The sequence below is a fragment of the Pseudomonas sp. IT-P294 genome (assembly GCF_949767865.1).
GTDB lineage: Bacteria > Pseudomonadota > Gammaproteobacteria > Pseudomonadales > Pseudomonadaceae > Aquipseudomonas.
The window spans coordinates 80,356-97,518 of record NZ_CATKQW010000033.1; the positions used below are offsets into that span (position 1 = coordinate 80,356).

The following is a 17,163-nucleotide window of genomic DNA, read 5'->3' on the forward strand; positions in this document are numbered from 1 at the left end:
GCTCTCTCGCTTTTTCCGTTTAAGAGGTGATGGTCATGGACATGAGCGTTAAGCTGAACTTGTCTTACCCAGCCGTGAAGTCGGCGGTCAGCACTACTGATAAGCCGGCCGAAAAGCCTAGCGCTGAAAGCACCCAGCCTGTTGCTGCAACGGGTAAAAGCTCAGATTCGGACAACTCGGATAAGTTGAAAATGGCCGTTCAGGAGATCGAAAAGTTCGTTCAGTCGGTCAAGCGCAACCTGGAGTTTTCCATCGATGAGTCGACGGGCAAGGTCATCGTGAAGGTGATTGCCAGCGAATCCGGTGAAGTCATCCGACAGATTCCATCCGCCGAAGCCATGAAACTGGCTGAAAGCCTGCACAACGCCAGAAACGTATTGTTCGATGCCAAAGCCTGACACTGGCATGAAACGTGTTTGTACGATCATTGACCGCGGCTAGTGGTCAATAGACCGGCAGCACATAGACAAGGAGATGCACATGGCAAGTCCAATTCTACCGGGTTCGGGCCTAGGCTCCGGTCTCGACATCGGTGCGATCGTGACCGCGCTGGTCAACTCCGACAAATCGGCCAAGCAGACGCTGATCACCAAACAGACGTCCATCAACACGGCCAAGATTTCTGCTACCGGCTCGTTGAAATCGGCTCTCGCAGCGTTCCAGACGGCCATGACCAACCTCGGTAAGAAAGACGCGCCTGCGTTTTCCGGTTTTACCGCGACGTCGGGTACGCCGACCACGTTGACCGTCACGTCTGATAACACCGCGGTAAATGGTAGCTATAGCGTTGTAGTGAACAACCTGGCGACCGGCTCCAAAGTGGCAAGCGCGGCGTTTGCCGGCGGTGCCAGCAGTGCCATTCCGACTGGTACGTTGAAAATCAGTCAAAATGGTATTGATTACCCGGTGACCATCGCGAGCGGCGCGACGTTGCAGTCGACCCGTGACGCGATCAACACCACGCTTCAAGGCAAAGGCATCAGCGCCAACATCGTGACCGACGGCAATGGTTCGCGATTGGTCATTGGTTCGACGGTGACAGGCGCGGGCTCCGATCTTACGGTCAGCGGTATTGCCGGGCTGGAAATCGACGGAACCAATAGCCTGGGGACCACTCCTGCTGCCGGCGCTTCTGGCAACATTGGTGGCTTGGCTTCGGATGCGTCGGTCACAATCGATGGCCTTACCGTCACCAGTAAAAGCAACACGATCAGCCAGGCGGTGGGTGGCATCAACATGACCTTGCTGGCGAAAAGTGCCGCGCCGGTTACGGTCACCGTCGGCACTAACACCGATGGCCTGAAGACCTCGCTGCAGTCGTTCGTCGATGCCTATAACAACGTCATCAACACCCTGACCGCTCTGACCAAGCCAAGTCTGGACGACTCAGGCAAGCCGACCATCGGCGCGGCAATGACCGGTGACTCGTTGCCGCGGAACTTGATCACTGCTGTGCGCAATGAGCTGGTAGCGCCTGGAGCGGGCGGTCAATTGTCGGTACTGTCGCAGTTGGGTATTCAGACCGATCAGAAGACCGGTACGCTGACCATCGACCCAACCAAGTACGCCAAGGCTATGGCAACCCCCGGGATGAGCAGTTCGGTACAGAACCTGTTCACGGGTACTGACACAAAAAATGGCCTGTTGACGCGTATGTCGGCAGCGATCACGCCTTACTCCCAGACTGGCGGGATTCTGGATCAACGAAGCAGCAACCTGGGCAAGGTCCAGAAGGATCTGAGCAGCCAGCAGACGGCGCTGGATATACGCGTGACCAACCTCACCGCATCCCTGACGGCCAAGTACAACGCGATGGATCTGTTGGTCGGTCAGATGAAGGCCACTGCCAGCAACATCACCGGCTTCTTCCAGACGTTGAACGCTCAGCAGTCCAGCAGGTAGATATGGGCTGACGACAAAAACCCGGCTACGCTTTTCGGCGTGTGCCGGGTTTTTGTCTTCTGGTCTAAAGTTTTCAGTCTCGAAGACGATACACTGATCATACGAGTCATTGAGTGGCAGTGAGGTAGAACATGAATCCGAGGTTAGCCCTTCGGCAATATCAGAAGGTCGGGGCTCAGGCCCAGACGTCAGAAGCCAGTCCGCATCGCTTGGTGCAAATGCTGATGGAAGGTGGTCTGGATCGCATCGCTCAGGCCAAGGGCGCGATGGAGCGCAATGACATTCCCGGCAAGGGTGTGTCTATCAGCAAGGCCATCGGGATCATTGGTGGCTTGCGTGAAGGCCTGGATCTTGAAAAGGCTGCGGAAACTGTCGGCGAGCTCGACCGTCTCTACGCTTACATGATGAAGCGCCTCGCCGAGGCGAACATCAAGAGCGACCCGCTTATTCTCGACGAAGTCGCAGGTTTGCTGCGCACGGTCAAAGAAGGCTGGGACGCCATCGCCGCGCCAGGTCCGCAGTTTTAAGGAGATCATCATGAGTCTTGTATTGCAGCGAATCGAACACACCCGTGAAGCGTTGGTCGGAGCATTGGCCGAGCGCAACTGGGAAGCTATCGGTCAATTGGACCTTGATTGCCGTTCCTGCATGGAAGACGTCTTGAATGAAGACTCGCTGGACGAGGTGGCGTTGCGTGCCAACCTGGAGGAGTTGCTGGGGGTCTACAAGGAACTTCTCGAGGTGGCGATGGGGGAGAGGCAGGCGATTGTCGACGAGATGTCCCAGATCCACCAAGCACAGAACGCAGCAAAGGTTTACCATCTGTTTGGTTAATCCGCAGTTAATCCAAACATAGTGCGCCATAAATTTGACTGTGCACGGTTTTTTGACTTAACTAGTGGCTGGTTCCAGATTTCAGGCGTCTACAGGCATAACGTGTCTGCAAGCGTCTAGCTTGCCCCCTCATTTCGGGCATTGAGTTGACTAGGGAAGTTGCTATTGCATGTGGCGTGAAACCAAAATTCTGCTGATTGATGACGATAGCGTCCGTCGCCGCGACCTGGCGGTGATTTTAAATTTTCTCGGTGAAGAAAATTTACCCTGCGGGAGCCATGACTGGCAGCAGGCGGTCGGCTCTTTGTCATCAAGTCGTGAAGTGATCTGTGTCCTTATCGGGACGGTCAATGCTCCTGGCGCACTTCCGGGCCTGTTAAAGACACTCGCAACCTGGGATGAGTTCCTTCCGGTTTTGCTGATGGGCGATAATTCTTCCGTTGAATTGCCGGAAGACCAGCGTCGCCGAGTGCTTTCGACCCTCGAAATGCCACCCAGCTACAGCAAATTGCTCGACTCACTGCACCGTGCCCAGGTCTATCGCGAGATGTATGACCAGGCCCGCGAGCGCGGTCGTCATCGCGAACCCAATCTTTTCCGTAGCCTTGTCGGCACCAGCCGGGCGATTCAACACGTCCGTCAGATGATGCAGCAAGTGGCCGATACCGACGCCAGCGTGCTGATCCTTGGCGAGTCCGGGACCGGCAAGGAAGTGGTTGCGCGTAACCTGCACTATCACTCCAAGCGTCGCGATGCGCCGTTCGTGCCGGTCAACTGCGGGGCGATTCCGGCCGAGTTGCTGGAAAGCGAACTGTTCGGTCACGAGAAGGGTGCCTTCACCGGCGCAATCACCAGCCGCGCCGGGCGTTTCGAACTGGCCAATGGTGGCACCCTGTTCCTCGACGAAATCGGCGACATGCCGCTGCCGATGCAGGTCAAGTTGCTGCGCGTGTTGCAGGAGCGCACCTTCGAACGCGTGGGCAGTAACAAGACTCAGAGCGTCGACGTGCGCATCATCGCGGCGACCCACAAGAATCTCGAAAGCATGATCGAGATCGGCACCTTCCGCGAAGACTTGTACTATCGCCTGAACGTGTTCCCGATCGAGATGGCACCCCTGCGCGAACGTGTCGAAGACATTCCGCTGCTGATGAACGAATTGATCTCGCGCATGGAGCACGAGAAACGCGGTTCGATCCGTTTCAACTCGGCGGCGATCATGTCGCTGTGTCGCCACGGCTGGCCGGGCAACGTTCGCGAACTGGCCAACCTGGTGGAACGCATGGCGATCATGCATCCGTACGGGGTGATCGGCGTGGTCGAGTTGCCGAAGAAATTCCGTTACGTCGATGACGAAGACGAACAGATGGTCGACAGCCTGCGCAGCGATCTTGAAGAGCGGGTGGCCATCAATGGTCACACTCCGGACTTCACCGCTAACGCCATGCTGCCACCTGAAGGTCTGGACCTGAAAGACTACCTCGGTGGTCTGGAGCAGGGTCTGATTCAGCAGGCGCTGGATGATGCCAACGGTATCGTCGCCCGTGCCGCTGAACGCCTGCGCATTCGCCGCACCACGCTGGTGGAGAAGATGCGCAAGTACGGCATGAGCCGTCGCGATGGAGATGAACAGGCGGATGATTGACGCCTGTTTTTCAAGTCGTTCATTTATGGGCGTTTTTTTTTAGGCACGGGTATTGCTACATCCCTCGCAACGTTCCGTTTAACTGACGGTCAGCCAAGCGAGAGAGCACGATGCCCCAAGCCGCCCAGATGTCTCCTGTCCCTGACACTTCGGGGCAACCGTCGTCCGTAGAGCAGGCAAGCCGGCTTGGCCTTGAGCAGGCGTTTGCGCTGTTCAGCCAGATGTCGAGCCAGTTGACCGATTCCTACAGTATGCTCGAAGCCCGGGTCACCGAGCTCAAGGGTGAGCTGGCGGTGGTCAGTGCCCAGCGCATGCAGGAGCTGGCGGAAAAAGAACGCCTGGCCAACCGCCTGCAAAACCTCCTCGATCTGTTGCCCGGCGGTGTTATCGTCATCGACGCCCAAGGCATCGTGCGCGAAGCCAACCCGGCGGCATGCGAACTGCTGGGTCTGCCCCTCGAAGGCGAACTCTGGCGCCATGTCATTGCCCGCTGCTTTGCACCTCGCGAAGACGACGGTCACGAAATCTCTCTCAAGGACGGTCGGCGTCTATCGATTGCCACCCGCTCGCTGGATGCCGAGCCGGGTCAGTTGGTGTTGCTCAACGACCTGACTGAAACCCGTCAACTGCAAGGCCAGCTGGCTCGCCATGAGCGCCTGTCGTCTCTCGGCCGGATGGTCGCTTCCTTGGCTCATCAGATTCGTACGCCGTTGTCGGCCGCTTTGCTCTATGCCAGTCACTTGACCGAGCAGGAACTGCCGGTGGCCACGCAGCAGCGATTTGCCGGACGCTTGAAAGAGCGTTTGCACGAGCTCGAACATCAGGTGCGCGACATGCTGGTGTTCGCTCGCGGCGAGTTGCCGCTGACAGATCGCGTCACGCCCAGGGTGTTGATGCAGTCGCTGCAATCGGCGGCGCTGACCCATGTTCAGGAGTTACCGATCCGTTGGCAGTGCGACAGTCATGCTGGCGAATTGCTATGCAATCGCGACACCCTGATCGGGGCGATCCTCAACCTGATCGAGAACGCGATTCAGGCCAGTGCCGGCAATGTGCGTCTGAAGGTTCATCTCTATACCCGTGAAAACACCCTGCGCGTGTGCGTCAGTGACAGCGGCAGTGGTATCGAGGCAAGTGTCCTGGCGCGTCTGGGCGAGCCGTTTTTTACCACCAAGACCACCGGCACAGGCCTGGGGTTGACCGTGGTCAAAGCGGTGGCCCGCGCTCATCAAGGAGAATTGCAATTGCGTTCGAGGCCAGGTCGCGGCACGTGTGCGCAGGTCATCCTGCCGCTTTTTTCGGGTGAACAAACCAGCGTTCAGGGAGCCGAGTGAAGGACATGGCAATCAAGGTTTTACTGGTCGAGGACGACCGCGCGCTACGCGAAGCGCTGGCCGATACGCTGCTGCTCGCGGGGCACGATTACACGGCGGTCGGTTCGGCCGAAGAGGCGCTGGCGACGGTGGCTGTCGAGGCGTTCAACCTGGTCATCAGCGACGTCAATATGCCGGGCATGGACGGGCATCAATTGCTCGGCTTGCTGCGAGCGCGACAGCCACAGTTGCCGGTGTTGCTGATGACCGCTCACGGCGCTGTCGAGCGTGCGGTCGATGCGATGCGTCAAGGTGCGGCGGATTATCTGGTCAAGCCGTTCGAGCCCAAGGCCTTGCTCGATCTGGTGGCGCGACACGCGCTGGGTAATCTCGGTGCGGGCGAAAGCGAAGGGCCGATTGCGTTCGAGCCTGCCAGTGCGCAACTGCTGGAATTGGCGGCGCGGGTCGCGCGCAGTGACTCCACCGTGTTGATCTCTGGCGAGTCCGGTACCGGCAAAGAGGTGCTGGCGCGCTATATCCACCAGCATTCCCATCGCGCCACTCAGCCATTCATTGCGATCAATTGCGCCGCGATCCCGGACAACATGCTCGAAGCCACGTTGTTCGGTCATGAAAAAGGTTCGTTCACCGGCGCCATAGCGGCGCAGGCTGGCAAATTCGAACAGGCCGATGGCGGCACCATCCTGCTCGACGAAATTTCTGAGATGCCCCTCGGCCTGCAGGCCAAGTTGCTGCGCGTCTTGCAAGAGCGCGAAGTCGAGCGTGTCGGCGCGCGCAAACCGATCACCCTGGATATTCGGGTCGTGGCCACCACCAATCGCGACCTGGCCGGTGAAGTGGCGGCGGGACGTTTTCGTGAAGACCTTTATTATCGGCTGTCGGTGTTCCCGCTGGCCTGGCGTCCGTTGCGCGAGCGTACCGCCGACATCCTGCCGTTGGCCGAGCGCCTGCTGGCCAAACACGTCAATAAAATGAAGCATGCGGCGGCAACACTCTCGCCCGAAGCGCGAGCGTGCCTGATTGCTTATCGGTGGCCGGGCAATGTGCGTGAGCTGGATAACGCTATCCAGCGCGCGCTGATTCTGCAGCAGGGCGGTTTGATCCAGCCGCAGGATTTTTGCCTGTCCGGGCCGGTGGCCTGCGCGCCGTTGCCGGTGTTGGCGGCGGTACCCGTGCGCGCAGTCGAGGTTGAAGCCGAGTCGGGCGGAGCGCTGGGCGATGACCTGCGACGTCGTGAATTTCAGATGATCATCGACACCTTGCGTGCTGAGCGTGGTCGTCGCAAGGAAGCGGCCGAGCGGCTGGGAATCAGCCCGCGCACCTTGCGCTACAAGTTGGCGCAGATGCGCGACGCCGGAATGGACGTCGAAGCCTACTTGTTCGCCACCTGATTCGTCAGGGACAACGCTCGGGAAGGGCTTTTGTTCAGAACGGCGACGGAGCTGGCACCCTTGTTGCTAACACCTCACTACCCGCCGAGTGAGTGTCAAAAAATTGCGGGTCGCCAACGACGTAAGCTCGTCAAAGAGAGAAGCCATGAGCCAAGGTATTGAATTCAATCGGTTGATGCTGGACATGCGTTCCATGCAAATGGATGCCATGTCTGCGCCGAAATCGACTGCCGCCGTTCCAGAACTGGGTGGCAGCAGCTTTTCCGACATGCTCGGTCAGGCTGTCAATAAAGTGAATGACACGCAGCAAGCATCCAATCAGTTGGCCAGCGACTTCGAGATCGGCAAGAGCGGCGTCGACCTGACGGACGTGATGATTTCCTCGCAGAAGGCGAGCGTGTCTTTCCAGGCGTTGACCCAAGTGCGCAACAAGTTGGTTCAGGCCTATCAAGACATCATGCAGATGCCGGTTTAAGGACGTATTGAGTCATGGCAGAAGCAATCGCCGATAACGTTCCGGCCAAGGCCACTCCGGTAGACGGCAAACCGCCGCTGTTCGGATTGTCCTTCCTGGAAAACCTCTCCGAGATGACCATGTTGCGTCAGGTGGGCCTGTTGGTCGGCCTGGCTGCGAGCGTGGCGATTGGCTTTGCCGTGGTGTTGTGGTCCCAGCAGCCGGATTACCGGCCTCTGTACGGCAGTCTTGCCGGCATGGATGCCAAACAGGTCATGGAAACCCTGGCCGCTGCCGACATTCCCTACACCGTTGAACCCAACTCCGGTGCCTTGCTGGTCAAGGCCGATGACGTGTCCCGTGCGCGGCTCAAGCTCGCGGCTGCTGGTGTCACTCCCAGCGACGGTAACATCGGCTTTGAAATCCTCGACAAGGACCAGGGCCTGGGGACCAGCCAGTTCATGGAAGCGACCCGTTATCGTCGCGGCCTGGAAGGCGAACTGGCGCGCACCATTTCCAGCCTGAACAACGTCAAGGGTGCCCGCGTGCACCTGGCGATTCCGAAAAGCTCGGTGTTCGTGCGTGACGAGCGCAAGCCAAGCGCGTCGATCCTGGTTGAACTGTATTCCGGCCGCTCGCTGGAGCCGGGCCAGGTACTGGCGATCATCAACCTGGTGGCAACCAGTGTTCCCGAGCTGAGCAAATCGCAGATCACCGTGGTCGACCAGAAGGGCAACCTGCTGTCCGATCAGGCGGAAAATTCTGAACTGACCATGGCCGGCAAGCAATTCGATTACAGCCGTCGCATGGAAAGCATGCTGACCCAGCGCGTGCACAACATCCTGCAACCGGTGCTGGGCAACGATCGCTATAAAGCCGAAGTCTCGGCCGACGTGGACTTCAGCGCCATCGAGTCGACGTCAGAGCAATTCAACCCGGATCAACCGGCGTTGCGCAGCGAGCAGTCGGTCAACGAACAACGCACCGCCAGCAATGGCCCGCAAGGTGTGCCGGGTGCCTTGAGCAACCAGCCGCCATCGCCGGCCTCTGCGCCGCAAACCACCGGTGGCAGCACCGCAGCGGCCGGCATGGTTCAGCCAGGCCAGCCATTGATCGATGCCAACGGCCAGCAAATCATGGACCCGGCTACCGGTCAGCCGATGCTTGCACCGTACCCGGCGGACAAGCGTCAACAGTCCACCAAGAACTTCGAGCTTGACCGTTCCATCAGCCACACCAAGCAGCAGCAGGGGCGTTTGAATCGCTTGTCGGTGTCGGTGGTGGTGGACGATCAGGTCAAGGTCAACGCAGCCAACGGCGAAACCACCCGTGCACCGTGGAGCGCCGACGAATTGGCGCGCTTCACTCGCCTGGTCCAGGACGCCGTCGGTTTCGACGCCAGCCGTGGTGACAGCGTGAGCGTGATCAACATGCCGTTCTCCGCCGAGCGCGGTGAAGTGATTGCCGATATTCCGTTCTACTCCCAGCCGTGGTTCTGGGACATCGTCAAGCAAGTGCTGGGTGTCTTGTTCATCCTGGTGCTGGTGTTCGGAGTGCTGCGCCCGGTGCTCAACAACATCACCGGTGGCGGCAAAGGCAAGCAACTTGCAGGTCTGGGCAGCGACGTGGAACTCGGTGGCATGGGCGGCCTGGACGGCGAACTGTCCAACGACCGCGTCAGCCTCGGTGGCCCGACCAGCATCCTGCTGCCGAGCCCGAGCGAAGGCTATGACGCGCAGTTGAACGCAATCAAGAGTTTGGTGGCAGAAGATCCGGGCCGTGTGGCCCAGGTCGTGAAAGAGTGGATTAACGCAGATGAGTGATAACCGAGCCGTTGCCGCCAAACTGACCAAGGTCGACAAAGCCGCGATTCTGCTGCTGTCCCTCGGTTCCACCGATGCTGCGCAAGTGCTGCGCCACATGGGGCCCAAGGAGGTCCAGCGTGTGGGCGTGGCGATGGCCCAGATGGGCAACGTGCACCGCGAACAGGTCGAGCAGGTCATGAGCGAGTTCGTCGACATCGTCGGCGACCAGACCAGCCTGGGCGTCGGTTCCGATGACTACGTGCGCAAGATGCTCACCCAGGCACTGGGCGAAGACAAGGCCAACGGCCTGATCGATCGCATCCTGCTGGGCGGCAACACCAGTGGCCTAGACAGCCTGAAGTGGATGGAACCGCGCGCCGTCGCCGACGTGATCCGTTACGAGCACCCACAGATCCAGGCGATCGTCGTGGCGTACCTCGATCCGGACCAGGCCGGTGAAGTGCTGGGCAACTTCGACCACAAGGTGCGCCTGGACATCATTCTGCGAGTGTCCTCGTTGAACACGGTGCAGCCAGCCGCACTGAAAGAACTCAACCAGATTCTTGAGAAGCAGTTCTCCGGTAACTCGAATGCCTCGCGCACCACCCTGGGTGGCATCAAGCGCGCGGCCGATATCATGAACTTCCTCGACAGCTCGATCGAAGGCCAGTTGATGGACTCGATTCGCGAAGTCGACGAAGACCTGTCCGGTCAGATCGAAGACCTCATGTTCGTGTTCAACAACCTGTCCGATGTCGACGACCGCGGGATCCAGGCATTGCTGCGCGAAGTGTCTTCCGACGTGCTGGTGCTGGCCCTCAAGGGTTCGGACGAAGGCGTCAAGGAGAAGATCTTCAAGAACATGTCCAAGCGTGCGGCCGAACTGTTGCGCGACGACCTCGAGGCCAAGGGCCCGGTGCGCGTCAGCGACGTGGAAACCGCACAGAAAGAAATCCTCACCATTGCCCGCCGTATGGCCGAAGCCGGAGAAATCGTTCTCGGCGGGAAGGGCGGCGAAGAGATGATCTAAGGTCACTATGTCGTCCAAACATGATGAGTCCCAGACCGACCTGATCCGTGGCAAGGCCGTCGCCGGTTTTGACGTCTGGGCGTTGCCCAGTTTCGACCCTTTTGTGCCAGAGCCCGAGCCGGAACCCGAGCCCGAGCCGCCGGAAATGGAAGAGGTGCCGCTGGACGAAGTCCAGCCACTGACCCTGGAAGAGCTCGAAAGCATTCGCCAGGAGGCCTACAACGAAGGCTTCGCGGTGGGCGAGAGAGAAGGTTTTCACAGCGCCACGCTCAAGGTTCGTCAGGAAGCGGAAGCGATCCTGGCGCCCAAAGTCGCAGGCCTGGAGCAGATGATGGTCAACCTGTTCGAGCCCATCGCCGAGCAGGACACCCAGATCGAAAAGTCGCTGATCGACCTCGTGCAGCACATCACCAAGCAGGTGATTCAGCGCGAACTGGCCATCGACTCGACGCAGATCGAACACGTCATGCGCGAGGCCCTCAAGCTTTTGCCGTTGGGCGCGACCAATGTGCGCTTGTACATCAACCCGCAAGATTTCGAACAGGTCAAAGCCCTGCGCGAGCGCCATGAAGAAACCTGGCGCATCGTCGAGGACGTGTCCCTGTTGCCCGGCGGTTGCCGGGTCGAAACTGAACACAGTCGCATCGACGCCACCGTCGAAACCCGCGTGGCGCAAGTCATGGTCAAACTGTTCGATCAGTTGCATGACCAGGCCTTGCACCCGGCGGAGCCGGATCTGAGCCTGGAATTGCCCATCGACGACAAACCGGCAGTGGCGCCGGTAGAAGGGCGCGCGGACGATCCCGATGCGCCTTGATCGCACCAGCTTCGCCAAGCGCCTGGGCAGCTACGCCGAGGTTACCGAGCTCGCCGGGACGCCGATCCTTGAAGGTCGCTTGCTGCGCATGGTCGGCCTGACCCTCGAAGCCGAGGGCTTGCGCGCCGCCATGGGCAGTCGCTGCATGGTCATCAACGACGACAGTTATCAGCCGGTGCAGGTCGAAGCTGAAGTCATGGGCTTTTCCGGCAGCAAGGTTTTCCTGATGCCGGTCGGCAGCGTCGCCGGCATTGCGCCGGGTGCCCGCGTCGTGCCGTTGGCCGATACCGGTCGCTTGCCGATGGGCATGAGCATGCTCGGGCGGGTGCTCGACGGTGCCGGTCGTGCGCTGGACGGCAAGGGTGGCATGAAAGCCGAAGACTGGGTGCCGATGGATGGCCCGACCATCAACCCGCTCAAGCGTGAACCGATCAGCGAGCCGCTGGACGTGGGGATTCGCACCATCAACGGATTGTTGACGGTCGGTCGTGGTCAGCGTCTCGGCCTGTTCGCCGGTACCGGTGTCGGTAAATCCGTGCTGCTGGGCATGATGACGCGCTTCACCGAGGCCGACATTATTGTCGTCGGGCTGATCGGTGAGCGGGGTCGTGAAGTTAAAGAGTTCATCGAGCACATCCTCGGTGAAGAAGGGCTCAAGCGTTCGGTGGTCGTCGCGTCGCCGGCGGACGATGCACCGTTGATGCGTCTGCGCGCCGCAATGTACTGCACGCGCATCGCCGAGTATTTTCGCGACAAGGGCAAGAATGTCCTGTTGCTCATGGATTCCCTGACCCGTTTCGCCCAGGCCCAGCGGGAAATCGCCCTGGCCATCGGCGAGCCTCCGGCTACCAAAGGCTATCCGCCTTCGGTATTCGCCAAGCTGCCGAAGCTGGTAGAGCGGGCCGGCAATGCCGAGAAGGGCGGTGGTTCGATCACCGCGTTCTACACCGTATTGTCCGAAGGCGATGACCAGCAGGACCCGATTGCCGACTCGGCGCGAGGCGTGCTCGACGGGCACATCGTGCTGTCCCGGCGTCTGGCTGAAGAAGGTCACTACCCGGCCATCGATATCGAAGCGTCCATCAGCCGGGTTATGCCGTCAGTGGTCAGTCCCGAGCACATGACGCGCGCGCAGATGTTCAAGCAGTACTGGTCGCGCTATCAGCAAAGTCGCGACCTGATCAGCGTCGGTGCCTACGTGCCGGGCGGTGACCGAGAAACCGACATCGCGATTTCGCTGCAACCGGCCATGACCACCTATCTGCGTCAGGGTTTGAACGACAACATCGGCATGGCGGCCAGCGAGAACCATCTCGCTACCATCTTCGCCCCGGCAGCGGGCGGTTAACCGGCCATGGCCCAGAGCCGTGCGGCACGCCTGGCACCCGTGGTGGAAATGGCTGAAAAGGCCGAAAAAACCGCGGTCATGCGCCTTGGGCACTTTCAGGGCCAGGTGCGTCTGGCGGAGAGCAAACTCGCCGACCTCGAAAGCTTTCGCCTCGATTATCAGGAGCAATGGATCGTACGCGGCAGCAGTGGCGTTTCCGGCCAATGGTTGCTCGGCTATCAAGGCTTTCTTGCACAATTGGGCACGGCCATCGATCAACAGCGCCAGAGCCTGAACTGGCACCAGAACAACCTCAACAAGGCGCGCGAGTCCTGGCAGCAGGCGTTTGCACGGGTTGAAGGGTTGCGAAAACTTGTACAACGTTACATGGCCGAAGCGCGCAAGCTCGAAGACAAGCGCGAGCAGAAGTTGCTGGATGAATTGTCTCAGCGGTTGCCGCGGCATGATCCGTATTAAGAGTTGTTCTTGCCGCCGTACCAAGCAAGTGCTAAACCTTGTACACGTACGCTCACCCATGACAAGGAAGCCGTTAGATGTCAGTTACTACAGAAACCTCCAAGGACGGGACCAAGCTGACGATTTCGATCAAGGGGCGCTTCGATTTCGCCAGACATTCGGAATTTCGTGAGTCCTACGAAAACCTTGAGCCAAAACCGGAATCCTTCGAAGTGAATTTGAAGGATGCCACGTACCTCGACAGTTCGGCGCTCGGGATGCTCTTGCTGTTGCGTGATCACGCCGGTGGTGAGAATGCCGAAATCAAGTTGACCAATGCCAACGCCGATGTGCGCAAGATTCTCGCGATCTCCAACTTCGAACAAATTTTCGACGTTGCATGACTGCCCCACAGCCGTCACTCGAGCCGCTGACAATTCTCATCGCTGAAGACAGCGCGGCCGATCGCATGCTGCTGTCGAGCATCGTCCGTCGCCAGGGGCATCAAGTCCTGACAGCCGCCAACGGTGCCGAGGCCGTCGAGGTTTTTCGCCTGCAACGGCCGCACCTGGTGCTGATGGACGCCATGATGCCGGTCATGGATGGATTCGAAGCGGCGCGGCAGATCAAGGATCTGGCCGGGGAAACCCTGGTGCCAATCATCTTCCTGACCTCGCTGACTGAAAGCGAAGCCTTGGCCCGTTGTCTGGAGGCCGGCGGCGACGATTTTCTGGCAAAACCCTATAACCAGGTGATCCTCGCCGCCAAAATCAAGGCAATGGACCGCTTGCGACGGTTGCAGGCCACGGTGCTGCAGCAGCGCGACCTGATCTCCAAGCACAACGACTACTTGCTCAATGAGCAGCGGGTAGCCAAAGCCGTGTTTGACAAGGTGGCGCATTCGGGCTGTCTGAACGCACCGAACATCCGCTACCTGCAATCGCCTTATGCGCTGTTCAACGGCGATCTGCTGCTCGCGGCGTTCACTCCGGCCGGCGACATGCACGTGCTGCTGGGCGATTTCACCGGTCATGGTCTGCCCGCCGCTGTTGGCGCCATGCCTCTGGCTGAAGTCTTCTACGGCATGACGGCCAAGGGCTACGGCCTGGCAGAAACCCTGCGCGAGATGAACGCCAAGCTCAAACGCATCCTGCCGGTGGATATGTTCTGTTGCGCGACGCTGCTGTGCCTGAGCTTTCAGCGACGTTCGGTGGAGGTCTGGAACGGCGGGATGCCGGACGGTTATCTGCACCGCATCGCCAGTGGTGAGCGCACGCCGCTGCTGGCGCGACATTTACCGCTGGGGGTGCTTAGCCCGCAAACCTTCAATGACAGCACCGAAGTGTTTCCGATGGCCGTTGGCGATCGTGTATTCCTGTTGTCCGACGGGGTCATCGACACCTGCGATGCCAACGAACAGTTGTTTGGCGTGGAACGCTTGCAGCGGGTGTTTGCGGCCAATCGAGAGCCTGATGCGCTGTTCGAGGAGATCGAGCAGGCGTTGCGGGATTTCCGTGGCGAAGCGCGCGATGACGTGAGCATGGTGGAGATCAGTCTGCTGGAAGCGGCGCAACTGAGCCCGCCAGCGTTGGTGTACTCCGACAGTGGTCAGTCATGCCCGCTGGACTGGTCGGTAAGTTTCGAGTTTCGTGCCGATACCCTCAAACGGTACAACCCGTTGCCGTACCTGTTGCAATTACTGCTTGAGGTGCATGGCCTGCGGGCTCAGAGTGGTGCGCTCTACAGTGTACTGGCAGAGCTTTATTCCAATGCCCTGGAGCATGGCGTGCTCGGCCTGGATTCCAGCCTCAAACGCGATGCGGCGGGTTTCGCCCGCTATTACCAGCAGCGCAATGAGCGGCTGGATGAGCTGCGAGACGGTTGCGTGCGGGTGCATCTGCAGGTCGCGCCACACGGCGAAGGCGGTCATCTGATTATCCGGGTAGAAGACAGCGGCGAAGGTTTTGACGTGGCCCGGGTGATGGAGCGTCCCGTCGATGGCGGTCGTCTGTCGGGGCGCGGCGTCAGTCTGATCCGTCAGTTGAGCCGCAACGCGAGCTGGACCGACAATGGTCGTAGTGCACGCGTGGAGTTTTTCTGGGAGGCTCTGGCATAATTCACCCATTCTTGATCAAGGAGTGAGCAAGTGGCTGACACACACCTGAACCGCGAGGCGCTGAGCTCGTTGCGGGAAATTATGGAAGATGAGTATCCGATGTTGTTGGATACCTTCATCGCCGATTCCGAAGAACGTTTGCGCGTGTTGCGAAAGGCTAAAGATACCGTCCAGATAAAGGAGACCGCCCATAGTTTCAAGGGCAGTAGCAGCAACATGGGCGCTACACGCCTCGCTGAGCTGTGCAATGAACTTGAGCAGCGCGCCGAGCAAAAAAAACTCGCTGGCATTGAAAAACTGGTCGGGGAAATCGACGACGAGTTCGCCGTTATCCGGCCGCTGTATGAGGCGGAGCGCCAACGCTCTCTCGCTGACTAAAGCGACCACTCGGCACTTTTGACATCGGTCGGTCAGACCTGGCTCGACCTTTGCAATCAACTCTCTCAACTGTACCTACGATCTCAGTGCAGCGGAGACTGTTTAATGCCCGTTACCCCACATTCGCTTCTTCAGGCTGTTGCCACGGCCAAGACTCAAGCCGCCAGCGCCAATACCCCGGCACCGGCCTCTGAACCAGCGGGAAAGGCGTCCAGCTTCGCTGATGTTTACGCTCACCAAGCCCAGAACAAGCCTTCTGTGGTAGCGGATAAACCTGCCAAACCTGTTACTGACAGCGGCCCAAAGGGGTCGGGCAAAAAGGATGTCAGCAACGATAAGCCTGCCGCCCCGGAGCCGGCGGTTGCCGATAGCGGCAATTCCTTGCCTGCCGATAAACCGGCGCAGGCTAACGACACGACCACCAGCGATGACAAGACTGACGTCACTGCAACACCTGTGGCCGATACGACGCCGGTGGACCCTGCCTTGATGACGGGGGTGCTGCCGCTGGTAACCGTTCCGGTCGCGCCATCGGCCCCGCCGGTTGCCCAGAGTGGTCAGCCGCAGGTTGAAGCGTCAGTGGCCTCTGTCATTGCCGCACCTACGCCAGCGCCGGCGGCCGCCGCTACCGCTGCCGATAGCGATTTCGATCCTGCAGCTGACCCGCTCGATGCGCTGCCAGCCGTACGCATGGCCATGGAGCAGAGTGGTCACGTCTCAGCCAGCAGCCAGGCTCAGCCTAAAGCGACGCCCGCACAGACTCAGGCCGACGGCGAACTGACCTCGGCGCAGAGTTTTACCGCTGGCATGGCCAACATGCTCAATGTGCAAGCCGACAAGGACAGCACCAGCCAGGGTGGCGAGAAAGCCTTCAGCGGTCTGATCGATGACGGTCTCAAGGACCTGAAGAGCGCCACCAGCGACACCCGTGTCGATGACTTTGCCAACCGTCTGGCGGCATTGACCCAGGCGGCCACCCCCAAAACCGCCAATGCCTTGCCGGTGAACCAGCCAATCGCCATGCACCAGAGCGGCTGGACCGAAGAGGTGGTCAACCGGGTCATGTACCTCTCCAGCGCCAACCTGAAGGCAGCGGACATTCAGTTGCAACCCGCTGAACTGGGGCGTCTAGACATTCGGGTGAACATGATTCCCGATCAGCAGACCCAGATCACCTTCATGAGCGCCCATCCAAGCGTGCGCGAGGCGCTGGACGGGCAAATGCATCGCCTGCGCGACATGTTCGCGCAACAGGGCATGGGTCAGGTTGACGTCAACGTGTCCGACCAGTCGCGTGGCTGGCAAGGTCAGGGGCAGGGCCAGGAACAGGCGCAGCAAGGGCAGGGTGGCCGTACCAATGCCAGTGGTGGTCGCCTCGACGCAATGGATGACGAGATCACTCCGAGCGTCGCCGAAGTGGCCGCCGCCACGGCCACCAGTGTCATCGGCTCCAGCGCCGTCGACTACTACGCCTGATCAAACGCAATACCCGCTCTTGTGGGAGCGAGCTTGCTCGCGATAGCGGTGTAGCAGTCAACGAGCATGTTGAATGTCACACCGCTATCGCGAGCAGGCTCGCTCCCACATTTGTTTTATGGTGTCCATCAATCCCCGCCCAGCCCTCGTCAGACACTTCTGGCATAACACTTGCTCTTGCCTTGCCGTGCGACTGTG

General features: G+C 59.7%; 17 protein-coding genes. All 17 read left to right on the forward strand.

Annotated elements, in window-relative coordinates; all coding sequences use genetic code 11:
* The first annotated feature begins 35 nt into the window (after positions 1-35).
* The 17 genes from ACM6I0_RS19330 to ACM6I0_RS19410 all read left to right on the forward strand — a co-directional run bounded on the left by ACM6I0_RS19330 (position 36) and on the right by ACM6I0_RS19410 (position 16,965).
* On the forward strand, positions 36-398 hold the full coding sequence (locus tag ACM6I0_RS19330) for a flagellar protein FlaG (RefSeq protein ID WP_222585231.1): 363 nt from the start codon (positions 36-38) through the stop codon (positions 396-398).
* An 82-nt stretch (positions 399-480) separates the two neighbouring features.
* Entirely contained in the window at positions 481-1,902 is a 1,422-nt protein-coding gene (fliD, locus tag ACM6I0_RS19335; protein ID WP_414923039.1) for a flagellar filament capping protein FliD, read from the forward strand.
* Between the two features lie 131 nt (positions 1,903-2,033).
* The gene (gene fliS, locus ACM6I0_RS19340) at positions 2,034-2,429 is read left to right on the forward strand and encodes a flagellar export chaperone FliS (protein WP_285434761.1); all 396 of its coding nucleotides are present in this window, start codon (positions 2,034-2,036) and stop codon (positions 2,427-2,429) included.
* A 10-nt stretch (positions 2,430-2,439) separates the two neighbouring features.
* The gene (locus ACM6I0_RS19345; RefSeq protein WP_259151135.1) at positions 2,440-2,736 is read left to right on the forward strand and encodes a flagellar protein FliT; all 297 of its coding nucleotides are present in this window, start codon (positions 2,440-2,442) and stop codon (positions 2,734-2,736) included.
* A gap of 169 nt (positions 2,737-2,905) precedes the next feature.
* Positions 2,906-4,381 (forward strand): sigma-54 dependent transcriptional regulator, encoded by a 1,476-nt coding sequence (locus ACM6I0_RS19350; protein WP_090181532.1) that lies wholly within the window; start codon positions 2,906-2,908, stop codon positions 4,379-4,381.
* Positions 4,382-4,509: 128 nt separating this feature from the next.
* Positions 4,510-5,715: a sensor histidine kinase gene (locus ACM6I0_RS19355; RefSeq protein ID WP_414923040.1), complete on the forward strand. Its 1,206-nt coding sequence runs from the start codon at positions 4,510-4,512 to the stop codon at positions 5,713-5,715.
* Positions 5,716-5,720: 5 nt separating this feature from the next.
* The gene (fleR, locus tag ACM6I0_RS19360) at positions 5,721-7,106 is read left to right on the forward strand and encodes a sigma-54-dependent response regulator transcription factor FleR (RefSeq protein WP_285434763.1); all 1,386 of its coding nucleotides are present in this window, start codon (positions 5,721-5,723) and stop codon (positions 7,104-7,106) included.
* A gap of 145 nt (positions 7,107-7,251) precedes the next feature.
* Positions 7,252-7,581: a flagellar hook-basal body complex protein FliE gene (gene fliE / locus ACM6I0_RS19365; RefSeq protein ID WP_414923041.1), complete on the forward strand. Its 330-nt coding sequence runs from the start codon at positions 7,252-7,254 to the stop codon at positions 7,579-7,581.
* Positions 7,582-7,595: 14 nt separating this feature from the next.
* Positions 7,596-9,383 (forward strand): flagellar basal-body MS-ring/collar protein FliF, encoded by a 1,788-nt coding sequence (gene fliF, locus ACM6I0_RS19370; RefSeq protein WP_414923042.1) that lies wholly within the window; start codon positions 7,596-7,598, stop codon positions 9,381-9,383.
* Complete coding sequence (gene fliG, locus ACM6I0_RS19375) at positions 9,376-10,395, forward strand: flagellar motor switch protein FliG (RefSeq protein ID WP_007894195.1); 1,020 nt, start codon at positions 9,376-9,378, stop codon at positions 10,393-10,395. The genes fliF and fliG overlap by 8 nt, the downstream gene beginning before the upstream one ends.
* Before the next feature lie 7 nt (positions 10,396-10,402).
* Positions 10,403-11,212 carry a flagellar assembly protein FliH gene (fliH, locus tag ACM6I0_RS19380; protein ID WP_414923043.1) on the forward strand — a complete coding sequence of 270 codons (810 nt, stop codon included), beginning with the start codon at positions 10,403-10,405 and terminating at the stop codon, positions 11,210-11,212.
* Positions 11,202-12,560 (forward strand): flagellar protein export ATPase FliI, encoded by a 1,359-nt coding sequence (gene fliI, locus ACM6I0_RS19385; protein ID WP_285434768.1) that lies wholly within the window; start codon positions 11,202-11,204, stop codon positions 12,558-12,560. The genes fliH and fliI overlap by 11 nt, the downstream gene beginning before the upstream one ends.
* Before the next feature lie 6 nt (positions 12,561-12,566).
* Entirely contained in the window at positions 12,567-13,016 is a 450-nt protein-coding gene (gene fliJ, locus ACM6I0_RS19390) for a flagellar export protein FliJ (RefSeq protein WP_208671854.1), read from the forward strand.
* Between the two features lie 77 nt (positions 13,017-13,093).
* Complete coding sequence (locus ACM6I0_RS19395; RefSeq protein ID WP_285434770.1) at positions 13,094-13,399, forward strand: STAS domain-containing protein; 306 nt, start codon at positions 13,094-13,096, stop codon at positions 13,397-13,399.
* The gene (locus ACM6I0_RS19400) at positions 13,396-15,111 is read left to right on the forward strand and encodes an ATP-binding SpoIIE family protein phosphatase (RefSeq protein ID WP_414923044.1); all 1,716 of its coding nucleotides are present in this window, start codon (positions 13,396-13,398) and stop codon (positions 15,109-15,111) included. Before ACM6I0_RS19395 ends, ACM6I0_RS19400 begins: the two co-directional genes overlap by 4 nt.
* A 30-nt stretch (positions 15,112-15,141) precedes the next feature.
* Positions 15,142-15,489: an Hpt domain-containing protein gene (locus ACM6I0_RS19405; RefSeq protein ID WP_414923045.1), complete on the forward strand. Its 348-nt coding sequence runs from the start codon at positions 15,142-15,144 to the stop codon at positions 15,487-15,489.
* A gap of 105 nt (positions 15,490-15,594) precedes the next feature.
* Positions 15,595-16,965, forward strand: a complete 1,371-nt coding sequence (locus ACM6I0_RS19410) for a flagellar hook-length control protein FliK (protein ID WP_414923046.1) — start codon at positions 15,595-15,597, stop codon at positions 16,963-16,965.
* Positions 16,966-17,163: the final 198 nt, after the last annotated feature.

Coding starts and splice junctions, on each gene's coding strand:
- ACM6I0_RS19330 (WP_222585231.1), top strand. CDS start 36: ATGGACATGAGCGTTAAGCTGAACTTGTCTTACCCAGCCGTGAAGTCG.
- fliD (WP_414923039.1), top strand. CDS start 481: ATGGCAAGTCCAATTCTACCGGGTTCGGGCCTAGGCTCCGGTCTCGAC.
- fliS (WP_285434761.1), top strand. CDS start 2,034: ATGAATCCGAGGTTAGCCCTTCGGCAATATCAGAAGGTCGGGGCTCAG.
- ACM6I0_RS19345 (WP_259151135.1), top strand. CDS start 2,440: ATGAGTCTTGTATTGCAGCGAATCGAACACACCCGTGAAGCGTTGGTC.
- ACM6I0_RS19350 (WP_090181532.1), top strand. CDS start 2,906: ATGTGGCGTGAAACCAAAATTCTGCTGATTGATGACGATAGCGTCCGT.
- ACM6I0_RS19355 (WP_414923040.1), top strand. CDS start 4,510: ATGTCTCCTGTCCCTGACACTTCGGGGCAACCGTCGTCCGTAGAGCAG.
- fleR (WP_285434763.1), top strand. CDS start 5,721: ATGGCAATCAAGGTTTTACTGGTCGAGGACGACCGCGCGCTACGCGAA.
- fliE (WP_414923041.1), top strand. CDS start 7,252: ATGAGCCAAGGTATTGAATTCAATCGGTTGATGCTGGACATGCGTTCC.
- fliF (WP_414923042.1), top strand. CDS start 7,596: ATGGCAGAAGCAATCGCCGATAACGTTCCGGCCAAGGCCACTCCGGTA.
- fliG (WP_007894195.1), top strand. CDS start 9,376: ATGAGTGATAACCGAGCCGTTGCCGCCAAACTGACCAAGGTCGACAAA.
- fliH (WP_414923043.1), top strand. CDS start 10,403: ATGTCGTCCAAACATGATGAGTCCCAGACCGACCTGATCCGTGGCAAG.
- fliI (WP_285434768.1), top strand. CDS start 11,202: ATGCGCCTTGATCGCACCAGCTTCGCCAAGCGCCTGGGCAGCTACGCC.
- fliJ (WP_208671854.1), top strand. CDS start 12,567: ATGGCCCAGAGCCGTGCGGCACGCCTGGCACCCGTGGTGGAAATGGCT.
- ACM6I0_RS19395 (WP_285434770.1), top strand. CDS start 13,094: ATGTCAGTTACTACAGAAACCTCCAAGGACGGGACCAAGCTGACGATT.
- ACM6I0_RS19400 (WP_414923044.1), top strand. CDS start 13,396: ATGACTGCCCCACAGCCGTCACTCGAGCCGCTGACAATTCTCATCGCT.
- ACM6I0_RS19410 (WP_414923046.1), top strand. CDS start 15,595: ATGCCCGTTACCCCACATTCGCTTCTTCAGGCTGTTGCCACGGCCAAG.